The 19,027-nt window shown below is 59.3% G+C and carries 16 protein-coding genes, 4 tRNA genes and 1 pseudogene; 3 read left to right on the top strand and 18 right to left on the bottom strand.

The window, feature by feature from the left end; all coding sequences use genetic code 11:
- Nucleotides 1-469: 469 nt before the first annotated feature.
- The 3 genes from ACYQ1A_RS15810 to ACYQ1A_RS15800 all read right to left on the bottom strand — a co-directional run bounded on the left by ACYQ1A_RS15810 (nt 470) and on the right by ACYQ1A_RS15800 (nt 3,742).
- Nucleotides 470-1,597: an autotransporter family protein gene (locus ACYQ1A_RS15810; RefSeq protein WP_499363484.1), complete on the bottom strand. Its 1,128-nt coding sequence runs from the start codon at nt 1,595-1,597 to the stop codon at nt 470-472.
- Between the two features lie 442 nt (nt 1,598-2,039).
- The gene (locus tag ACYQ1A_RS15805; RefSeq protein WP_062225887.1) at nt 2,040-2,687 is read right to left on the bottom strand and encodes an NAD(P)H-dependent oxidoreductase; all 648 of its coding nucleotides are present in this window, start codon (nt 2,685-2,687) and stop codon (nt 2,040-2,042) included.
- Between the two features lie 218 nt (nt 2,688-2,905).
- Nucleotides 2,906-3,742, bottom strand: coding sequence for an SDR family oxidoreductase (locus ACYQ1A_RS15800; protein WP_499363482.1), 837 nt, complete (start codon nt 3,740-3,742; stop codon nt 2,906-2,908).
- Nucleotides 3,743-3,851: 109 nt separating this feature from the next.
- Here ACYQ1A_RS15800 and ACYQ1A_RS15795 point away from each other — a divergent pair, with 109 nt between their 5' ends.
- The gene (locus ACYQ1A_RS15795; RefSeq protein WP_499363480.1) at nt 3,852-4,748 is read left to right on the top strand and encodes a LysR family transcriptional regulator; all 897 of its coding nucleotides are present in this window, start codon (nt 3,852-3,854) and stop codon (nt 4,746-4,748) included.
- 170 nt (nt 4,749-4,918) lie between these two features.
- Here the strand turns inward: ACYQ1A_RS15795 and ACYQ1A_RS15790 are convergent.
- From ACYQ1A_RS15790 to ACYQ1A_RS15775, 4 genes are all read right to left on the bottom strand, one after another.
- Nucleotides 4,919-4,992: transfer RNA gene (locus tag ACYQ1A_RS15790), tRNA-Cys, on the bottom strand.
- Between the two features lie 65 nt (nt 4,993-5,057).
- Nucleotides 5,058-5,133, bottom strand: a tRNA-Gly gene (locus ACYQ1A_RS15785).
- Nucleotides 5,134-5,170: 37 nt separating this feature from the next.
- Nucleotides 5,171-5,246, bottom strand: a tRNA-Gly gene (locus ACYQ1A_RS15780).
- A gap of 45 nt (nt 5,247-5,291) precedes the next feature.
- Nucleotides 5,292-5,367 (bottom strand) — tRNA-Gly (locus ACYQ1A_RS15775).
- A 244-nt stretch (nt 5,368-5,611) separates the two neighbouring features.
- Between ACYQ1A_RS15775 and nadA the strand changes: the two genes are divergently transcribed.
- Nucleotides 5,612-6,529 carry a quinolinate synthase NadA gene (nadA, locus tag ACYQ1A_RS15770; RefSeq protein ID WP_499363478.1) on the top strand — a complete coding sequence of 306 codons (918 nt, stop codon included), beginning with the start codon at nt 5,612-5,614 and terminating at the stop codon, nt 6,527-6,529.
- An 81-nt stretch (nt 6,530-6,610) separates the two neighbouring features.
- Nucleotides 6,611-7,681, top strand: coding sequence for a bifunctional nicotinamide-nucleotide adenylyltransferase/Nudix hydroxylase (locus ACYQ1A_RS15765; protein WP_499363476.1), 1,071 nt, complete (start codon nt 6,611-6,613; stop codon nt 7,679-7,681).
- Between the two features lie 100 nt (nt 7,682-7,781).
- Here ACYQ1A_RS15765 and glgX read toward each other — a convergent pair whose 3' ends face one another.
- The 11 genes and pseudogenes from glgX to ACYQ1A_RS15710 all read right to left on the bottom strand — a co-directional run.
- Complete coding sequence (gene glgX, locus ACYQ1A_RS15760; RefSeq protein ID WP_499363474.1) at nt 7,782-9,959, bottom strand: glycogen debranching protein GlgX; 2,178 nt, start codon at nt 9,957-9,959, stop codon at nt 7,782-7,784.
- Between the two features lie 239 nt (nt 9,960-10,198).
- The gene (locus tag ACYQ1A_RS15755; RefSeq protein WP_499363473.1) at nt 10,199-10,414 is read right to left on the bottom strand and encodes a hypothetical protein; all 216 of its coding nucleotides are present in this window, start codon (nt 10,412-10,414) and stop codon (nt 10,199-10,201) included.
- 131 nt (nt 10,415-10,545) lie between these two features.
- Nucleotides 10,546-11,154: a BON domain-containing protein gene (locus ACYQ1A_RS15750; protein ID WP_499363471.1), complete on the bottom strand. Its 609-nt coding sequence runs from the start codon at nt 11,152-11,154 to the stop codon at nt 10,546-10,548.
- A 128-nt stretch (nt 11,155-11,282) separates the two neighbouring features.
- Entirely contained in the window at nt 11,283-11,783 is a 501-nt protein-coding gene (locus ACYQ1A_RS15745) for a PRC-barrel domain-containing protein (protein ID WP_499363470.1), read from the bottom strand.
- A gap of 133 nt (nt 11,784-11,916) precedes the next feature.
- Nucleotides 11,917-12,981 (bottom strand): sigma-54 interaction domain-containing protein, encoded by a 1,065-nt coding sequence (locus ACYQ1A_RS15740; protein ID WP_499363468.1) that lies wholly within the window; start codon nt 12,979-12,981, stop codon nt 11,917-11,919.
- Between the two features lie 185 nt (nt 12,982-13,166).
- The gene (locus tag ACYQ1A_RS15735; RefSeq protein ID WP_499363466.1) at nt 13,167-15,275 is read right to left on the bottom strand and encodes a catalase; all 2,109 of its coding nucleotides are present in this window, start codon (nt 15,273-15,275) and stop codon (nt 13,167-13,169) included.
- A gap of 272 nt (nt 15,276-15,547) precedes the next feature.
- A pseudogene (locus ACYQ1A_RS15730) lies at nt 15,548-15,643 on the bottom strand (PEP-CTERM sorting domain-containing protein); the annotation flags it as partial.
- 1,318 nt (nt 15,644-16,961) lie between these two features.
- Nucleotides 16,962-17,477 (bottom strand): type II secretion system protein, encoded by a 516-nt coding sequence (locus tag ACYQ1A_RS15725; protein ID WP_499363464.1) that lies wholly within the window; start codon nt 17,475-17,477, stop codon nt 16,962-16,964.
- On the bottom strand, nt 17,449-17,826 hold the full coding sequence (locus ACYQ1A_RS15720; protein WP_062222789.1) for a type II secretion system protein: 378 nt from the start codon (nt 17,824-17,826) through the stop codon (nt 17,449-17,451). Before ACYQ1A_RS15720 ends, ACYQ1A_RS15725 begins: the two co-directional genes overlap by 29 nt.
- A gap of 3 nt (nt 17,827-17,829) precedes the next feature.
- Nucleotides 17,830-18,303, bottom strand: a complete 474-nt coding sequence (locus ACYQ1A_RS15715) for a type II secretion system protein (protein ID WP_499363462.1) — start codon at nt 18,301-18,303, stop codon at nt 17,830-17,832.
- A 3-nt stretch (nt 18,304-18,306) separates the two neighbouring features.
- Nucleotides 18,307-19,027, bottom strand: a 721-nt coding sequence (locus ACYQ1A_RS15710; protein ID WP_499363461.1) for a type II secretion system protein GspD, incomplete at its 5' end; no start/stop codon positions are given.

Below are 19,027 nucleotides of genomic sequence, written 5' to 3'. Positions count from 1 at the left end.
TTTATAGCTTCGGGTATGGGCGTGGAAGCTGTATTAGACATCACTAACGCTGCGATATGCTATTCGGGTATTCCGTAAGAAAGGCCGTTCGTCGAATGAAATCAATGTGTTGCAGAATATTCTGGACTACACGATCAGTTAAAGACCGTGCAATTAATTGAACACGACCGGGTAACAACGCCAACAGGGCGGGGCAAGACCCAGCAACCCAAGCCATCAGCAAGAACGCCCAACCCTATCCACCACCCGCCGCAAGCACGCAGAGTTCTTGTCCTCGCTTGCGGGGACACCCGCACATTTCCCTGAATACACCCTGCCCAATCATTCATGCCGCCATCCGGGTTTTCGCCGTCGCGGGCTTGCCCAAGTGCTCCGCTGCAGTTGGGTCGCGCTGCATCAAACAGGCGTCGCGGCGTAAAAAAAGCGCCAGTCTTTGCGACCTGGCGCTTGCATGGGCAGCTTTTACCGCTCACCACAAATTACGTGACCCGAACATCGCTTGCACGCTTTCATAACCGGCGTCGCCGACTTGCACGCCTAGATTGAACCACCAGTTCCAGTCGCGATTCTGTTGCCGTTCCAGGCCGAACTTGAGTTCATAGCGGCTGGCCGGTGCATCGTTCTGCAGCAGGTTGCCGTCGAAAGCGATGGCGCCGACGTGCGACGCGTGATGCCAGTTGGCTTCCACGAAGGGCTGGGTCCGGGTGCCGGCATTGTCGCGGAATGTGCCGTACAGACGCAGGCCCAGGCGGCTTTGCCAGCCGTTCAGCTCGCTGCTGGCAATGCGGCGGCCAAACTGATCAATGTGGTCGGACTGGCCGAAAGTGCTGTAGCTGAACTGCGCTTGCGGCTTGAGAAAAAACGCGTCGTCCTGATTAAACACCAGCGGCAAGTCGTAGCCAGCTTCGAGCGAAGCGGTCCAGTTGTCGCTGCGATACTTCTCATCGTGCTGCAGGCTGCTGCTGACGCGGTTATCAAACCACGCATATTGCAGCGACGTATCGATATAGGGGCCGTGGCGGCGCGCTTCGCTTTGACCCTCGCCCAGCCAGGTGGCGTAGACACCCACGCTGTAGCCGCTGGTCTCGGCGTCGACGCTGTCTGCCGCGCGCCAGGCTTTGCTGTTGCTTTTGGCCCGGCCAAAGCCCGCCATCAAACCGGTGATCACCCGGCCGCCCGCGACTTCGTTATCGAGCAGATCCAGTCCCATTTGCACCAGCGCGGTATCGGTGTCGGTCGCGATCTGATTGTTGACGGCATGGCTATCGAACTCGCCGCCGACAATGCGTGCCCAGGCGCTGGAGGGATTTTTATAGTCGTTATCGCCCAGGCTGAAGCGGCTCTGGCCGCCACGATCTTGCAGCGTGCTGTTAAACAGCGTGCTGGCAAAATACTGGTTGGCCAGATAAGCGCCAGCTTGCGGCTGTATGTTGGTGGGAACTGCGGGCGCGGCGTTGGCGCTGGCGGCCAGCACCAGGCTACCGGTGGCCAGTGCGGCGTGGCCCAGCGCAACGTGCAGCGGCTGCGCCACAGCCAGCCTACAGCTGCGCCCGCTTTGCTGCGCCAGGCCGCGTGCGTATTTCTGTATCCGTTTCATGAAGGGCTTTCCTGTAAGGGTGCTGGCGAGGCGACGGCGTCGAGCCGGTTTTGCTGACAACAAAACCGTTCGCACCGCCACCCCGTGGGCCACCAGTTGCGCGCTGCCCCTTCGACGCGGGGGAGTGCGGCGAGTGGACAGCGCGGCCGATGGCGCCGTCAGCGTGGGGCGGATTCTGGTGGAAAGGCGTAAGGGGAGGCCGTAGGAGAGGTCTGAGCTTATGACGCGACGCGCTGGTACGGGCGCGCTAGCTGGCCACGCCGGCACGTGGCGCAACGCAGCATGCATCGACCGCGCCAGCCCGGCAAAACGCCGCTGGCGCTGTATGTGCAGGGGCAGATGGCCGCAGTCAGTAGGGGGCCGGACGCAAAAATGGCGCCGCGTGTGGCGGCGCCATTTTCAGAATTGACTGCGACTGATCGAGTCAGGCGCGCAGGCAATCTCAGTCAATTTCGGTGACAAAGGCTTCGCGGGCACGGCGCACCTTGGGCAGGTTGACCAGCCAGTCGCCTTCGGCATCGCGATAACCCAGCGGCAGCAAGGCCACGCTGCGCAGACCACGCGCTTTCAGGCCAAGGATTTCGTCCAGTGCCGCCGGATCGAAGCCTTCCATAGGCGTGCTGTCGACTTCTTCATACGCCGCGGCCACCAGCGCCACCGACATGCCGATATACGCCTGGCGCGCCGCATGCTGGAAATTGACCTCAGCATCGCGCTGCGGGTAGGTGTTCAGCAGCATCTGGCGATAGTTTTCCCAACCTTCATTGGTAAAGCCACGCACTTCGTTGACCAGATCGAACATATGGTTGATGCGCTCGGTGGTGTAGTTATCCCACGCAGCGAAAACCAGCAGACGGGTGCAATCGGTGATCTGGCTCTGGTTCCACGCGATGGCTTTGATTTGCTCGCGAATTGCCGGATTGCTGATCGAAAAGATCTCGAACGGCTGCAGGCCGCTGGACGTTGGCGCCAGGCGTGCGGCTTCGATGATGCGTTCGATCTTGTCGGCGGGCACAACGCGCGACGGATCCATTTTTTTAGCGGCATAGCGCCAGTCAAGACGGCCTTTAAGGCTGGAGGAATCGGACATGCATGTATTTCCTGGTGGGGTGGAATCGGGCTGATCGGCGCGGTCGCGTAATTTATTGTTGCCGCCGGCCTGCGCGGCGCAGGCCGCGCGGCGGGCGTACAGACCTCAATATTGCGCAGCGCGCGCCAATTTCAATGGGCTTGCTGCAGCATGGCGGCCCTCGTCGCTGTCGATTCAATCCGACTTGGCCGCTTGCCCGACTCGCGTGGCGGTGGCCGTTACAGGCCGCTGTCCGCATCGGCTGAATACGCCACTTCGCGCAAGGACTCCACCGCCGACAGCCGCCGGGCCAGCTCCCGCGTGATGTTGTCATAGGCAGAACTACCCAGCGGCAGGCGCAGCGCTGGCTTGCTGGCGTCGGCGGCGGCGATGATGGCGGCCACGGTGCGTTCAGCATCGCCCTTGATCGGAAACTGGCGCGCTGAAATCATGTTAGCCACCACGTCGGCGGGGGTGCCCGCGTAGGCCGCAATCGGCTCCGCTTGCTCCAGGTTGGCGCCGAAGCGCGTCGCCGTCGGGCCCGGTTCGGCAATCAGAAAATCGATACCGAACGGCGCCACCTCTTGCGCCACCGCTTCGATAAAGCCTTCGATGCCCCATTTGGTAGCGTGGTACAGGCTGAAGGCGGGATAAGCAATCTGTCCGCCCTCGGATGAAACCTGCACGATGCGTCCACCGCCTTGCTGGCGCAGATAGGGCAACACTGCGCGGATAAACTGGATCGAGCCAGTCAGATTGGTGGCGATCTGGCGCTCGATCTGCGCATCGGTCAGCGCTTCTGCCGCGCCGAGCAGGCCATAGGCGGCGTTGCTGACCACCACATCAATCCGGCCCGCTTGCGCAAAGGCCGCTTGCACGGTGTGGCGTAGCGCCGTGGTATCGGTCAGGTCCAGCGTCAGTATCTGCAAGCGTTTGCCGTATTGCGCCGCCAGGTCAGCCAGTGCGGCAGCATTGCGCACGCTGGCCAGCACGGTATCGCCGCGTTGCAACAGTTGCTCGGTCAGCACGCGGCCCAGGCCACTGGAGGTGCCGGTAATCAGCCAGGTTTTGCTCATGAGTTTGCTCCGGTCAGTAATCAGAAGGATTTCGCAGACCATGCTAGGCCCGTAGCATCGTTGCGATAAGACGGTATAAATTGCATGTTTCGGTGAAATAAACCCACCAATGGCCAAACCTACCCTTGCTGATCTGCGCGCCTTTATGGCAGTGGCGGAACACCGCAGCTTTCGGCGCGCCGCCGATTTGATGGGCATGACGCGCTCATCACTCAGCCACGCCATCCGCGGGCTGGAAGACGATCTGGGCGCGCGGCTGTTCCATCGCACCACGCGCAGTGTGGCACTGACGGAGGCGGGCGAACGCCTGCTGCGGCGGCTGGACCCACTGGTCCACGATCTGGATCAGGCGCTGGAGTCGGTGGCGGGCGAGCACGGCCAGGTGCAAGGCCAGTTGCGCATCAACGGCAACGAAAGTGCCGTGCGCCTGCTGCTGCATACCGTGGTGCCCGCCTATCTGGCGCGCTACCCGCGGGTGGAGCTGGACCTGAGCGCGGAGGGGCGGCTGGTGGATATCGTCGAGCAGGGCTTTGATGCGGGCATACGCTTGGGCGAAGCGGTGCCGAAAGACATGGTGGCAGTGCCGCTGGGCCCGGATGTGCGCTTTCTGGCGGTGGCTTCTCCCGCTTATCTGGCCAGCCAACCCGCGCCGACGGTGCCCGATGGGCTGGCGCAGCATCGCTGCATACGTCAGCGCTTGCCCAGTGGCAAACGCTATCGCTGGGAATTCAGCAAGCGTGGACATGTGGTGGAAATTGATGTGCCGGGCGCACTGACGCTGGACCACAGTGGCTTGATGGTCGACGCCGCTTTGCAGGGCCTGGGCATCACCTATGTGCCCGAAGCCTATGCCCGCAAAGCGTTAGACGACGGCCGCCTGGTCACCGTGCTGGCAGACTGGTGCCCACCGATTCCTGGGCTGATGCTGTATTTTCCGGCCAACCGACATATGCCAGGCAGCCTGCGCGCCCTGATTGACTTGATTCGGGAGATGGGCGGCGCGTAAGCGCATCCGCCAGCAAGGTGCGGCCGGGGTGATGACCTACCGGGTTTGCTGGGCAGAAGCTGGGGCAGCAGCCGTAATGCGCTATGGTCTGCGGCGCGCAGAAAACAAAAAAGCCAACCCGGTGGGGTTGGCTTTTTTGCGGTAGCTGCCTGAATTTCAAGCAGCGTATCTGGAGGCGCGAGCCGGAGTCGAACCGACCTACACGGATTTGCAATCCGGTGCATAACCGCTTTGCTATCGCGCCAATATGAACCGGTGGTGCTGACTAAAAAGGGAAAGTATTGGCACTTTCCCTTTTTATCTTGAATCTGGAGCGGGAGAAGAGTCTCGAACTCTCGACCTCAACCTTGGCAAGGTTGCGCTCTACCAACTGAGCTACTCCCGCAGCGGAGTAATTTGCAGATTGCCTGAAACGATTTAACTGGAGCGGGAGAAGAGTCTCGAACTCTCGACCTCAACCTTGGCAAGGTTGCGCTCTACCAACTGAGCTACTCCCGCCCGGATAAATCATTTTGTACAACCGTTCTTGCTGTGTGCGTTCAGTGGAGCGGGAGAAGAGTCTCGAACTCTCGACCTCAACCTTGGCAAGGTTGCGCTCTACCAACTGAGCTACTCCCGCACTGCGTTCACCGCAAGAGCTGCGCATTATGGAGAAGGCCGCTCAGCGTGTCAACACCCTGATGCGATGAGCGTGTGCGCAGCTTTGCGGGCGCCTGTGCTAATCTTGCGGGCTGGGTTGATGGCGGGAAACGCCATGCGCTGCAAGGGCCCTGATCTGAAAGCGTTTTTACGGTTTTAACTGTTTTTAATGTCTAGCCAGAACCGTTGTCGGGTGATCCACAACGTCTGCATGGAGGAATGCCATGTCTCGTCGCGTCGTCACGCTCGCGCATTACTATACCGAGCCCCACATCCAGCAAATGGCCGATAAAGTCGGCGACAGCCTGGAACTCTCGCTCTACGCCAAAGAATGCCAGGCCGACACCATCGTGTTTGCCGGTGTGCGCTTTATGGCCGAGACCGCCAAGATTCTCAATCCGCAAGCCGAAGTGATTCTGCCCGATCGCGGTTCCACCTGTTCGCTGGTCACGCAGACCGACGTCACCGCGCTGAAAGCCTGGCGCGAGGCCCATCCGGACCACGTGCATGTGTCGTATATCAATTCTTCGGCCGAGCACAAAGCGCTGTCGGACTGGATTGTGACCAGCCGCAACGTGGACGACATCATTGCCCACCTCTATGCCGAGGGCAAAAAGGTGATCTTCTCGCCCGACCGCAATATGGGCGCTTATCTCAATTTTCAGTACGGCTACGACATGCCGCTGTGGTCGGCCGTATGCGAAGTGCACGACAAGTTCAACCAGGCCGCGCTGGACGAAGCCTTTGCCAGCATCAGCACCGCCAAGTATCTGATTGCGCACCCGGAAAGCCCGCTGCCGGTGTTGCAGCAGGCTGATTACGTCGGTTCCACTTCCGGCATGCTCAACTGGATCAAAAGCTACGCCAGCGAGCCCGATGCCACCATTTTTGTGGCGACGGAAGACGGCATACTCTACAACATGCGTCTGGCGCGGCCGGATCTGAAGATCGAGCAAGCGCCGATTTATGCCGGTTGCCAGTGCAACCAATGCCCGTACATGAAGCTGAACACCACGCAGGCGGTGCAACGCGCGCAGGCGGGCGAGGGCATCCGCATTGATTATCTAAGCGAAGCACAGATGGATCTGGCGCGGCAGCCGATCGAACGCATGCTTGAATTCTCGAAACGTTATTACGCGTAAATAGCGCCATCCGCACGGGCGGCTATTCTGAGAAGCGCAGGCTGATCCCGGAATGCCGCCCGCACTTTTATTGCCGAGGGGATGCAACGCACGATGCAATACGACTATCTGGTGTTTATTGGCCGGTTTCAGCCGGTTCACCTTGGGCATTTAAAGGTGATCGAGGCGGCCATGCAGCAGGCGGCCAAATTGATCGTGATTTGCGGCTCGGCCCGCCAGGCGTCCAGCCCACGCAATCCGTTTACGCTGGATCAACGCGAAGACATGCTGCGCGCCGCCTTGCCCACGGAATGGCAAGACCGTGTGTTTGTGGTGGGTTGTTCTGACCGCATGTACAACGATCAGCAATGGGTCACCGAAGTGCAAAACCTGGTGGATAAGGTGATTGCAGTCGATACGCTCAGCCTGGGCAAAAGCGAGGCGCAATTCCGCATTGGCACCATCGGCAGTCCCTCACGCCGACATACCTGGTATCTGGATTTATTTCCGCAATGGCAGCGCGTGGAAGTGGCCGATGAGCCCGGTATCGACGCCAGCCATGTGCGCCAATGTTTGTTTAATGAAAATGGCGCTGGCTTTGCCCAATCGGCGCCGCGTTTGCCAGTCGCCGTGTATGGCTGGCTGCAGCAATTTCGCGCTAGTGCCACTTATGCGCAGTTGGCCGAGGAATACCGCTATATCCAGAATTACCGCAAAGCGTGGGCCAATGCGCCGTATCCGCCCACCTTTGTCACTACCGATGCGGTGGTGATTCATTCGGGCCATATCCTGCTGGTACGGCGCAAAAATGTGCCGGGCAAAGGTTTATGGGCTTTGCCGGGCGGTTTTGTAAATGGCGATGAATTGGTGCGCGATGCGGCGATACGGGAATTGCGCGAAGAAACGCGGCTGAAAGTGCCCGCGCCGGTATTAGCCGGTTCGATCCGGGCAAATCGCGTGTTTGATCATCCCAAACGCAGTTTGCGCGGTCGCACCATTACCCATGCGTTTCTCTTTGAATTGGTACCCACCGGCGACGGCTTGCCCAAAGTGCGCGGCAGCGACGACGCCGACCGCGCGCAATGGGTGCCGCTGTTTGAATTCAACCGCATGGAAGCGCAGTTGTTTGAAGACCATTTCTATATCGTGAACTGGTTTTTAGGCCAGATCTAGACGCATAGGGTGGGTCGAGACCCACCATCCAAAGCCGCAAACAAGAACGCTATCTATTCTTGTTGATGCCTTTGAATGGTGGGTCTCGACCCACCCTATGTTAGAAGCGGCGGGTCAATTCGGCTTCAACGCGTTGGCCGATCACTTCGGTATCGCCTTCGCTCTTCAGCCGCAGCAATTGCAAAGAGCGGCCTGCCAGCGCAATCACATCGCCGCTCAGGTAATGCGGCAATTCGTCGGGCAGCGGATTTTCCGTATCGATCAAGCCCGTCCATTCCGACGGTCCCGATACTTCCGGAATGGTGAAATCCACCGTTTCGTAATGCGCATTCATCAGCAGCAACAAGGTCGAATCGCCCGCTGACCGCATAATCCCGCTGGCCTGGGCGCGGCCATCCATCAGCATGCCAAAGCACTTCATATGCGGATCGTGCCAGTGTTCCTGGCTAAGTTCGGTGGCGTCCGGGGCAATCCAGGTCAGATCGCGCACTTCCAGCTTGTCGTTCCACTCGCCGGTCAAAAAGCGCGCGCGGCGTAATACCGGCAAGGCGTTGCGCACCAGCGTCAAGCGTCGCACAAACTCGGTCAGATGCTCACCGCGGGTGTCGATATGTTCCCAATCCAGCCAGCTGATTTCATTATCCTGGCAATAGGCATTGTTATTGCCGCCTTGCGAATTGCCGAATTCATCCCCCGCCAGCAACATGGGCGTGCCCTGCGCCAATAACAGCGTGGCCAACATATTGCGCTTTTGCTTCTCTCGCAATTCGTTGATGCTTTCGTCGCTGGTTTCGCCTTCTTCGCCATGATTCCACGAATGATTATTGTCGCTGCCATCGCGATTGCCTTCGCCATTGGCTTCGTTATGTTTGTCGTTATACGAAACCAGATCATTCAGCGTAAAGCCGTCGTGGGCGGTGACGAAATTAACGCTGGCCCAGGGCCGACGCCCGCGCCGGTTAAACAGATCGCCCGATGCGGTCAAGCGCGTTGCCAATTCGGCGGCCTTGCCTTCATCGCCTTTCCAGAAACAACGCGTGGTATCGCGAAAGCGATCATTCCATTCGGCCCAACCGGGTGGAAAGCCGCCCACCTGATAACCGCCGGGGCCGCAATCCCACGGTTCGGCGATCAGTTTGACGCTGGCCAGTATCGGGTCCTGGCGGCAACTGTCCAGAAAGCCGCCGCCTTCATCAAAGCCATACGGTTCGCGCCCCAGAATAGTGGCCAGATCAAACCGGAAGCCATCGACGCGCATTTCGGTCAGCCAGTAACGCAGGCTGTCGGTCACCATTTGCAGCACACGCGGGTGACTGAGATTAAGCGTATTACCGGTGCCGGTATCGTTGATGTAATAGCGGGGATTGTCCGGCAGCAGCCGGTAATAGCTGGCATTATCGATGCCTTTAAAGCTCAGCATCGGCCCCAGTTCATTGCCTTCGGCGGTGTGGTTGTACACCACGTCCAGAATGACTTCGAGACCGGCGCGATGAAAGCGATCGACCATATTCTTGAACTCGGAAATCGAATTCGAAGAAAAATACTGCGGGTCGGCGGCAAAGAAACCGATGGTGTTATAGCCCCAATAATTGGCCAGCCCGCGCTGCAGCAAATAATCGTCATTAACAAAAGAATGGATCGGCAATAATTCGACGGAGGTGACGCCCAGGCTTTTGATGTAATCGACAATTTCCGGCTGGCTTAAACCGGCGAACGTACCGCGCAAATGCTCGGGCACATTGGGGTGCAATTGGGTGAAGCCGCGTACGTGCGTCTCATACAGCACGGTTTTGTCCCACGGCACCCGCACGCCGCTGCCGATTTCCCACGAAAAATTGGAATCGACCACCACGCATTTCGGCACGTATTTAGCGCTATCGCGTTTGTCGAAACTCAGGTCACCGTCTTTATGCCCCACGGTATAAGCAAAAACTTCGGGGGCCCACACCAGTTGCCCGACATGGCGTTTGGCATAGGGGTCCAGCAGCAATTTATTCGGATTAAAGCGGTGGCCGGCGTCGGGCGCATACGGCCCGTGCACGCGATAACCATAGACCTGGCCCGGGGCGATATCGGGGATATAGCCGTGCCAGACTTCATCGGTGTATTCGGGGAGCTCGATGCGCTCCAGTTCGGTTTGCCCGCTATCGTCGAACAAACACAGTTCTACTTTGGTGGCGTGCGCCGAGAACAACGCAAAGTTAACGCCGTTGCCGTCCCAGGTGGCGCCTTGCGGCACCGGCGAACCTTCCTTGATTGCGGCCAGATTGACTGCCATTCAGTTTTCTCCGCGGCTGGCGGTCGTTGTCTATGAGGTATAGACAGGATTCGAGGCAACCCCAATACAGGGAAACCGCCAGATGTTGCGCCCCAGCAAGCGCGTGCAAAAAACGCCGGATGCCGGGGGCGCGCTAGACAAAAATACGCTCGCATTAAGCGAGCGTAGAAACGCTTGCCGTTCAGAACACGGAACGTGCAAACGCGAGGGTTTGAGTGGGTGAGCAGACCCGACGCCGTTTACTCCAGCGTGGTGGTCTGCGTCACGCCGGGTTTGGTGCCGGTGCCTGCTGGCGTCAACGCGGTGCCGCCTTCGCTTTCCCAGTCGCTGATCGGCGTCGCGCCCGCTGCGCGACCGGTGTCCACCAGTTTGCCGTGTGCCTGTTGGTCACGCGCATTGCGATACAGCATGACACCCAGGCCTGCCACGGCGGCCAGTAAAAGAGATCGCTTCATGATGTGCTCCAGTCCCCTGGTCCGGCCTTGCCGGCCGGTCCATTTATCGGGTTACGCCCCGATCGGTTGAGCGGGGCGTCTATCGTTCGGTGCCCCGTGGCTGGACGGGGCGGGGCGGTCAGCTGCCCTGATTACTTGACGCTGGTCTGGTCATCCACCGATTTCACGCCTTCCACATTGGTGGCGACGGTTTTGATCTGGTCTTTATGCGCAGCGGTATCGACCGTGCCACTGAGCGTGACCGCGCCATCTTTGGAAGTCACATTCAGTTTGAGCGTAGACAGCCCGGCGTCCTTGGCCAGCGCGCTCTTCACCTTGGCGGTGAGGCCCGCATCGGACAGTGCCGCGCCAGCCTTGTCGGAATTCTGCTTCAACTTGTCGCCCGCATCTGCGGTGGCGGATTTGATCTTATCGCCGGCGGCGGAAGCTTCAGCCTTGACCTTGTCGCTGGTGTCGGCGCTGGCGGATTTGATTTTGTCGCCCGCTTCCGAGGCCTCGCTCTTGATCTTGTCGCCAGCGGCGGACGCGTCATTGGACAGCGTGCTGCCGGTGCTGCTGCTGTCGCTGGCTGGTGTCACCTCGGTGGTGCTGGCCGGTGCCACCGGTGCCGACATTGCGTCTGCGCTCGAAGCGGGCGCGGAGGCGGTATCGGTGGATTCATTTTTGCTGCAGGCAGACAGGCTCAGCGCCAGCAAGGCAGCGGTCACTACCAGGGTGGATTTGGGTGTCAGGGTCTTCATGTGAGTTTCTCCGTTGTTGTTTGTTATACGTGCTGTTGACTCAGGCAGAGCGCCGGGGCAAGCCCGGGCTTATACCTGGGCTTGCCGGATCCGGTGACATGAAATTCAGTGAAGGCGCGGCAATCCGCTTAATCCCAATACGGCCGTGCTTCGTAATGCTTGTGGGTGTTCAGCGCCCAATCGGGCTGGCTCATATCCGGCAGCTCGCCCGGATGGCAGGCGGGTGCGTTGACCAGGGTTTCTTCTTCCACATTCAGGGTAAAGCACGCCTGGTTGGGGTCCACCGACACCGAGTGCCACGGCACGATGCGCAAAGAACCGCTGTCGGTGCGCAGATCGGGCCGCAGCGACACAATCAGATAGGCCACGCGGCCTTGATACACGTCGATGACCAGACCACGCACATCGCCCAGTGCCAGGCCTTCAAAATCCACAACCTCACCACCCGCCATTTCGCCGGCAACGGCCAGACGCATGCTGGGGCACGCCGCGCGGGCACTGCTGGCCGGACGCGGGCTGGGGTTGCTGCGGCTGGAAAAATGCGGGCTGTCGTGCGAGAAGTCGTTTTGCGCTTCATGCACGTGCGGGGTGTCAAATTCGATGCCGTTGTTCAAGTTCCAAAGTGCCATGGTTGCTACTCCTGATCTGTGGTCATACAGCGGGTTTCAGCGCGCGCATTGCGCAAATTGCGGTACGGCGCGCTGTATCTCCGCGTCGATCCATTTCTTGTGCGATCGCCTGAATCGCGGGCGGGCAGGGCGTTCAGGACGCCTGCGCTGCCCAGGCATTCAAGCGGTTGTAAAGCGTTTTAAGGCTGACGCCGAGCACGATGGCGGTCTGGCGTTTGTCGCCATCAAAATGTTGCAGCGTGGCCAGAATTGCATCGCGTTCCATTTCGGCCAGCGATTGCCCCACGCGCCAGGTCAGCGTTTCTTGCGATGCTGCCTCCGGCCCGCTCCAGCTGCTCAGGGGCGCCACCGCAGCGGCATCCAGCGCGTGGTCGGCCAGGATATAAGCGCGTTGCACGCAGTTTTTTAATTCGCGCACATTGCCGGGCCAGTCATAACTGGCCAGCCGGGCTTCTGCCTCGGCGGTAAATTTCTTGCTGGTGCCGTACTGGCGATTCATCTCCGCCAGAAAATGGCGCGCCAGCATCAGCACGTCGCCTTCGCGCGCACGCAGCGGCGGCAAATTAATCGGAAACACCGCCAGGCGGAACATCAGATCGCGGCGCAGCGCACCGGCCGGGATGGCCTCGGCGGGATCGCGATTGGTGGCCGCCACAATCCGCGCGCTACAGGTCAGCGCTTCGCTGCCGCCCAGGCGCATGAATTCACCGGTTTCAAGCACCCGCAATAGTCGCGCCTGCAAATCGGGCGACATGGCGGTAATTTCATCCAGGAACAAAGTGCCGCCGGCGGCGCGTTCAAACACGCCGGGATGGGCTTTTTGCGCCCCGGCAAACGCGCCTCTTTCATAGCCAAACAATTCGGCTTCCAGCAGCGTCGGCGAAATCGCGCCGCAGTTCACCGGCACAAACGGGCCAGCGCTACGGGCGCTTTTTTCATGCACGGTTTGCGCTACCAGTTCTTTGCCTACGCCCGATTCGCCCAGGATCAGCACCGGCACCTCGGTGGGTGCCACCCGTTCGATCATGGCAAAAGCCTGGCGCAACGATGCGCTGCCGCCAAACATCTGGCCCAGTTGCTGGCCCTCATGCGGGTTGGCGCGCCGGGTTTGATGGCTGCCGCGTGACTCTTCGCCGGAATATCCCAGCAACGCGTCTTCCATAAAGCCGGCGATGCGTTCGTTGTGCGTCTTGAGCATTGCGTGTGTCCCCGTGATTCTTGTCCGATGCGTGCTGTTCTGGTGGTCGCCTGGTCGCATGATCGGCAGGCTGACCACGTCAGAGTAAAGCTTGCCGCGGGTGATCACATTTGGGCCGCGTCTGCTTCTTTTGTAGGCGGGCGGCCACACGCTGTCGGCCGCCTGCCTACGTGGCGCAAAGCCTGTCAGGCCGCCACTTTGTCGATGCCTGGACGGTCCCAGAAGCGATGGAAACGCATGGCATGCAACAGGTCTTGCGGCACGCTCTGGCCGCTGCCGTCCGCCACCACAATGCCCTGATCCTTGAGTGCTTGCGGATCGGTGCCGATATCCGCCAACGGCAGGTTGGCGTCATCCAGCACGGCGGCTGCATCGACTCCCACGGCAATCGGTTTGCAGTGCATAAACGCTTCGGCCACAAAGGCCTTGGCCTTGCCCAGCAAACGCAGATTATCGATATGCTGCTTGCCGCCCGGCACAAACACGGCGTCGTACAACACCGAGCGGGTGTTTTCCAGCGTGGCGTCCGGCGTGACCGCTTGACCGGCGTTGTCGGTCACCGGCGCCAGGGTCGGCGCGATCAGATGCCAGCTCACTTGTTCAGCCTTCAGTGCGGCTTGCAAAGCGGCGACTTCGGCGGCGTCGTGGCCTTCACCGGCGATGATGGCCACTTTGCGACCGGCCACCGAGCCGCCTGGATGCACCATCGACAAGGCGGGGGACGGTTTGTATTGCGGCGCCAGCTTGGGCGCCGGTACGGCAGGCGCCACCAGACCCAGGCCCTTGGCCACTTCGCTGGCCAGCTCGGCATCGATACGCGCCAGGTTTTCGACCACGCGCTCGCGCACTTTGAGGGTGTCGCACTTGGAGAGCTCAAACTTCAGTGCATTCTGCAAATGCTTTTGCTCGGCCGGCGTCAAGCTCACGTAGAACAGCGTGGCCTGGCTGTAATGGTCGGCAAACAGTTCGGGCTTGGCGCGCAAAAACTCGCCCTCGGCCTTCTGCGGAAACTCTTCATAACCGCCGGGCAGCTTGCCGATATGCGCCGGGGCGTCGGTCTGCAGCGAGCTGGGTGCATACGCCACGCGGCCCAGATCCACGTTCTGCTGGCTAAAGCCATCGCGCTGGAAGTTATGTACCGGGCAAACCGGGCGATTGATCGGGATCTGGGCAAAGTTGGGGCCGCCCAGGCGCAGCAATTGCGTATCGGTATACGAGAACAGGCGGCCTGCCAGCAGCGGATCGTTAGTAAAGTCGATGCCGGGCACCACGTGGCCGGGGTGGAAGGCCACTTGCTCGGTTTCGGCAAAGAAGTTGTCCGGGTTGCGGTTGAGCGTCATCTTGCCCAGCTTGGTCACCGGAATCACTTCTTCGGGAATGATCTTGGTCGGGTCGAGCAAATCGATCTTGAGCTTGGCCGCGTCGGCTTCGCTGATGATCTGCACGCCCAGTTCCCATTCCGGGTACACGCCGTTTTCGATGGCTTCCCACAAATCGCGGCGATGGAAATCCGGATCGGCACCGTTGGTTTTGAGTGCTTCATCCCAGGCCACGCCGTGCGTGCCCAGCAGCGGCTTCCAGTGCCATTTGATGAACTGGCTTTCACCGGCCGCATTGATAAAGCGGAAGGTGTGCACACCAAAGCCTTCCATCATGCGATAGCTACGTGGAATGGCGCGGTCTGACATCACCCACATGATCATGTGGAACGATTCGGGGGTTAGCGAGATGAAGTCCCAGAACGTATCGTGCGCGCTGGCGGCTTGCGGAATCTCGTTATTGGGTTCCGGCTTTACCGAGTGCACAAAGTCAGGAAACTTGATGGCGTCCTGAATAAAGAACACCGGGATGTTATTGCCCACCAGATCGAAGTTGCCTTCATCGGTATAAAACTTGACGGCAAAGCCGCGCGCATCGCGCGCCAGATCGGCCGAACCGCGCGAACCGGCCACGGTAGAAAAGCGCACAAACACCGGCGTTTGTTTGGCCGGATCTTGCAGAAAGCCAGCCTTGGTGTATTTCTCGTTGCCCGGATAGGCCTGGAAAAAACCATGCGCCGCCGCGCCGCGCGCATGCACGATGCGCTCGGGAATGCGTTCATGGTCAAAGTGGGTGATCTTTTCGCGCAGCACAAAATCTTGCAGCAAAGACGGTCCGCGCACGCCGGCTTTTAAAGAATTAGCGTCATCGCTTTCTTTCAGGCCTTGCTGCGTGGTGATGTTGACCGGGTCGAACTCACGGCGCGCGGCGTCCACAGCGGGCAGTTCAACAGGGTTACCGGGTTTTTGAGGCATGGCAGGTCTCCACGGTTAAGCGCGGCGAGCGCGCAAGAGGATTAGGGATATCGGGATCAAACAGACTTTAACCGGGCTGCTTGCACCAGACTGTCTACGGCTGGATGAATGCAGGGTAGGAATCGACCGGAATGCTGTAGGTGGGCTGCAAGCAATGCGGGCGCGGGCAGGGCGCCCGGCAACGGAAAACGGCCCCCGTGGGGGCCGTTTATTGGCAAGTCGGAAACGGGTGTTACAACGATCCAGCGATCATCAAACCCGGGTACAGCTGTTTACTTGGAGACCTTGCGACGGCGCGCAGCGACCAGCGCCACCAGGCCCAGACCCATCAGCGCGTAGGTTTCCGGTTCCGGAATCGGCGCGGACACGTCCACCGTGCTCAGTTCCCAGTTGAATTTGCCATTGAGCTTGCCGGTATCGCACCAGCTCAGGCTCTTGCTCCAGTTGGCGTACAGCGCGGCAAACAGGCGGACATCGGTGCTCTTGTTCAGATCGAAATCAATGGTTTCGGTCCAGGTTTTGCCGTTGACCTTGTCATAGGAATAGCTGACCGGCTTGAAGATGTTCCAGTTTTCTACCAGCGCATAGCCAGCCATGAACTTCTCGGCCACCTTGTTGGTGAACGAGAACGTCAGGCTGTAATCGCCTGCTGCCAGCGTGCCGAAGTCCAGACCGAACAGGCCGGTGCTCCAGAAGATGTCATTTTTGATGGTCGAAGAACCCGACTCGATGACCTTGGCGCTGGCCATGCCAGACGCGAGGGCCATGCCCAGGACTGCAACTGCGGCAAGTTTTTTCATGATGGTAGTGCTCCGGAAGGTTTTATGATCGTTGTTCGCTACTGCTGACCCGGATATTAAATTTTCGGTCAGATAAGTCAATATCTTAAAGACGACTTAAGAAATACTCATCACAGCAAATTGTTTAGAAATCTGACGTAACCCGCATGAATGCTGGTTTATAAGCAATTCTTAAAACGTTGTAAAAATACTGAATGCCGACGAAAGGTAGAAACTTTCAGATACAACAGAGTATTAGCTTACAGTAATATTCCAGTTTTTCGCTGAATGTGGCGTGCAGCCTGGCTCGCAGCCGGTTCTAAGGCTGCAAGCAATGGCGGGTATCCAGGAATATGTTCCGACACGCTTGTAGGCGGTTTTGTCAGCAAAAGCGGTGGCAAAGACAGTGCGTGGCCCTGTCAGCCAGGACACTGACGCACCGCAACGGGGCCGAGATGGATAGAACTGAGGTACGCGGCCCCAGCGGCCAAAGTGATACGGATCACAACACGCTGACGCCGCAGTCAGACTTAGGGTGGGTCAAGACCCACCACCCAAAGCCGGCCAAGAAGGACTGACAAATCAGCGTGCCGCAGATCGCCCACCATGGACTAGCGCGTCGAGCATTAAACAGGAGGGGGAACACTGGCAATCGGCGTTGATGGGTGGGTCTTGACCCACCCTATGCCTGATGCGCATAGCAACGGGATGCACCGCAGCAAGACCCACCACCCAAAGCCGCCAAAGAAGGACTGACAAATCAGCATGCGCAGATCGCCCACCATGGACTAGCGTGTCGAGCATCTAAACAGGGGGATACTGGCAATCGGCTTTGATAGGTGGGTCTTGACCCACCCCATGCCGCAGAGCAGAGACGGTAGCGCCGCCGCAGCGCCAAAGCGCGCCGTTAGCGCACGCGAGCCCCGCCGGTGGGCCATTGCGCAAATTTCCATTCCTGATAACTGTCTTTGTTGGCGAAGCCGACGTAGCTGGCCGGAAAGTTATCGCGCTTTAATGGTTTATCGGTTGATTTGCTATACACGCCCATAAACCCGCCGCCCGGCGCGCCGATATACATCCAGTCCTCGCCCGTCATGGGGTCTTTGTACGCATGGCGTAAAAAGCGGCGCGGAAACGGCACGCGGTTGTCGCTGACCAGATCGTCCAGCGTGTGCGGATATTGCAGATTGTTGGCGTTGCCCTGCTCGGTGTAATGCTTGATCGCCATGCGGATTTCGTCGCCATCGGCCAGCAACTGCGTTTCTTTCATGCGCCGGATGCGGGTTTGCCAGACATCGGCCACCTCGGCCAGGTAGATGCCGGTAATCAGCACCATCATCAGCGCCCAGGCATAGGCAAAGCCGCGCTGTGGCGCCGGGGCCGCCGTCGCGTGCCTACCAGTCTTTGAAATTGGTGCCGTCATGCGCTTGTCCATCTGCACCACTCTTTACGTCGTATACGCCGGTGCCGTTCTCGGGGGCGGAAATCACCCAGCTATCGCGTTTGCCGGTTATGGGGTCGAGCGGCACTTCGCGCAGATATTTCTTGCTGACCAGCTCGTCCAGATTGTCCGGATAGCGACCGGTATCTGCGTCGAACTTGTCGATGGCGTCGCGCATGGCGATCAGGTTATGCCGCAACACGGTTTCCTGCGCGCGGTCGGTTTGCTGAAAATAACGCGGCACCACCAGCGTTAACAGACTGGCCATGATGGCCAGAACGACCAGCAATTCGATCAAGGTAAAGCCACGGCGCAAATTACGACACAACATCGGTCACCACTGTCGATAGGGCACGCCGTTTAAACCGACGCCCTCAGATAAGGAATAAACATCGTACACGTCGCGTCCTTCTTGCGGCGAGTCGGGCGGGCTGGCGTAACTGCGCTTGCCCCAGGTTTCGTCATTGGCGCGGCTGGCGCAATCGCAGAATGGATCGCGCGGCAAGCGCCGCAAAAAATAGATCTTTTTGGCGGTGGGGTCTTTCAGGTCTTTGACGCCGTCCACCAGGATATTCAGCGTTGGCGGATAACCGGTTTCATCGATCGATTTATTGATACGGCCATCGTCCACCGCCTGTTTATACGCATCAATGGCGGCGCGAATCTGCAGCAGGTCGCGCTGCAATTCCTCTTCGCGATTACGCTGCGCGCCGATCTGCCACAGCGGCAAAGCCACCGTGGCCAGCACGGCGAGGATGGTCAGCGTCACCATCAACTCGATCAGCGTAAAACCGCGCGCGCCTTGCATGGCTTAATGCCGTCCCATGGTGCCGCTCTTGGGGAGCTCGGTTTGCTGCGCGGGTGCCGGCGGCGGCGTGGGCTGCGCCGGGGGCGGATTGCCGCCTTGTTGCTGCGGTTGCGGTTGCGGTGCTTGCGGTTGGGGGACCGGTTGCACCGGCTGTTGCACGATCGCCGGGTTTTGCTGAATACCCGGATTGCCCGCGCCACTGCCTGAGCTATCGATATTGACCGTCGATTTGCTGCGTAAACGCAAAGGTTCGGTCGAAATCGAGCCCTCAGTACCGCTATCAAACTGCGTGATATACGAGCTTGGCAGCGGCAGATTGCGCACCACGTGCGGCGTAATCAGCAGCACCAGTTCGGTTTTGCCTTTGGAGGTCGATTTGCTGCCAAAAATCCGGTCCAGCACGGGCACTTCGCCCAAACCCGGAATAGCGCTGCCGCTGATTTGATCATTGCGGCTTAATAGCCCGCCCAGGACCTGGGTTTCGCTATCGCGCGAAGCCATCACGGTTTCGGCATGGCGGGTACCGACTTGATAAACCCGCAAACCGGTTTGCGTGGTGATGGTGTCGACGATATTGGAGACTTCCAGCGTTACCTTCATGCTGATATCGCCATCAATCGAAATCGTCGGTTCCACATTCAGCGTTAAACCCACATCCTGATAATTGACGTTTTCGCTGGTCACGCCGTTAGAGGTGGTGTTGGTAATCACCGGCAAGCGGTCG

This window comes from Silvimonas sp. JCM 19000 (assembly GCF_054652575.1).
This window is presented reverse-complemented; position numbering and strand designations above follow the sequence as displayed.

What these genes read in the sequence shown, in the direction of transcription:
- ACYQ1A_RS15810 (WP_499363484.1), bottom strand. Translation starts at nt 1,597, where the DNA reads ATGAAACGGATACAGAAATACGCACGCGGCCTGGCGCAGCAAAGCGGG.
- ACYQ1A_RS15805 (WP_062225887.1), bottom strand. Translation starts at nt 2,687, where the DNA reads ATGTCCGATTCCTCCAGCCTTAAAGGCCGTCTTGACTGGCGCTATGCC.
- ACYQ1A_RS15800 (WP_499363482.1), bottom strand. Translation starts at nt 3,742, where the DNA reads ATGAGCAAAACCTGGCTGATTACCGGCACCTCCAGTGGCCTGGGCCGC.
- ACYQ1A_RS15795 (WP_499363480.1), top strand. Translation starts at nt 3,852, where the DNA reads ATGGCCAAACCTACCCTTGCTGATCTGCGCGCCTTTATGGCAGTGGCG.
- nadA (WP_499363478.1), top strand. Translation starts at nt 5,612, where the DNA reads ATGTCTCGTCGCGTCGTCACGCTCGCGCATTACTATACCGAGCCCCAC.
- ACYQ1A_RS15765 (WP_499363476.1), top strand. Translation starts at nt 6,611, where the DNA reads ATGCAACGCACGATGCAATACGACTATCTGGTGTTTATTGGCCGGTTT.
- glgX (WP_499363474.1), bottom strand. Translation starts at nt 9,959, where the DNA reads ATGGCAGTCAATCTGGCCGCAATCAAGGAAGGTTCGCCGGTGCCGCAA.
- ACYQ1A_RS15755 (WP_499363473.1), bottom strand. Translation starts at nt 10,414, where the DNA reads ATGAAGCGATCTCTTTTACTGGCCGCCGTGGCAGGCCTGGGTGTCATG.
- ACYQ1A_RS15750 (WP_499363471.1), bottom strand. Translation starts at nt 11,154, where the DNA reads ATGAAGACCCTGACACCCAAATCCACCCTGGTAGTGACCGCTGCCTTG.
- ACYQ1A_RS15745 (WP_499363470.1), bottom strand. Translation starts at nt 11,783, where the DNA reads ATGGCACTTTGGAACTTGAACAACGGCATCGAATTTGACACCCCGCAC.
- ACYQ1A_RS15740 (WP_499363468.1), bottom strand. Translation starts at nt 12,981, where the DNA reads ATGCTCAAGACGCACAACGAACGCATCGCCGGCTTTATGGAAGACGCG.
- ACYQ1A_RS15735 (WP_499363466.1), bottom strand. Translation starts at nt 15,275, where the DNA reads ATGCCTCAAAAACCCGGTAACCCTGTTGAACTGCCCGCTGTGGACGCC.
- ACYQ1A_RS15725 (WP_499363464.1), bottom strand. Translation starts at nt 17,477, where the DNA reads ATGACGGCACCAATTTCAAAGACTGGTAGGCACGCGACGGCGGCCCCG.
- ACYQ1A_RS15720 (WP_062222789.1), bottom strand. Translation starts at nt 17,826, where the DNA reads ATGTTGTGTCGTAATTTGCGCCGTGGCTTTACCTTGATCGAATTGCTG.
- ACYQ1A_RS15715 (WP_499363462.1), bottom strand. Translation starts at nt 18,303, where the DNA reads ATGCAAGGCGCGCGCGGTTTTACGCTGATCGAGTTGATGGTGACGCTG.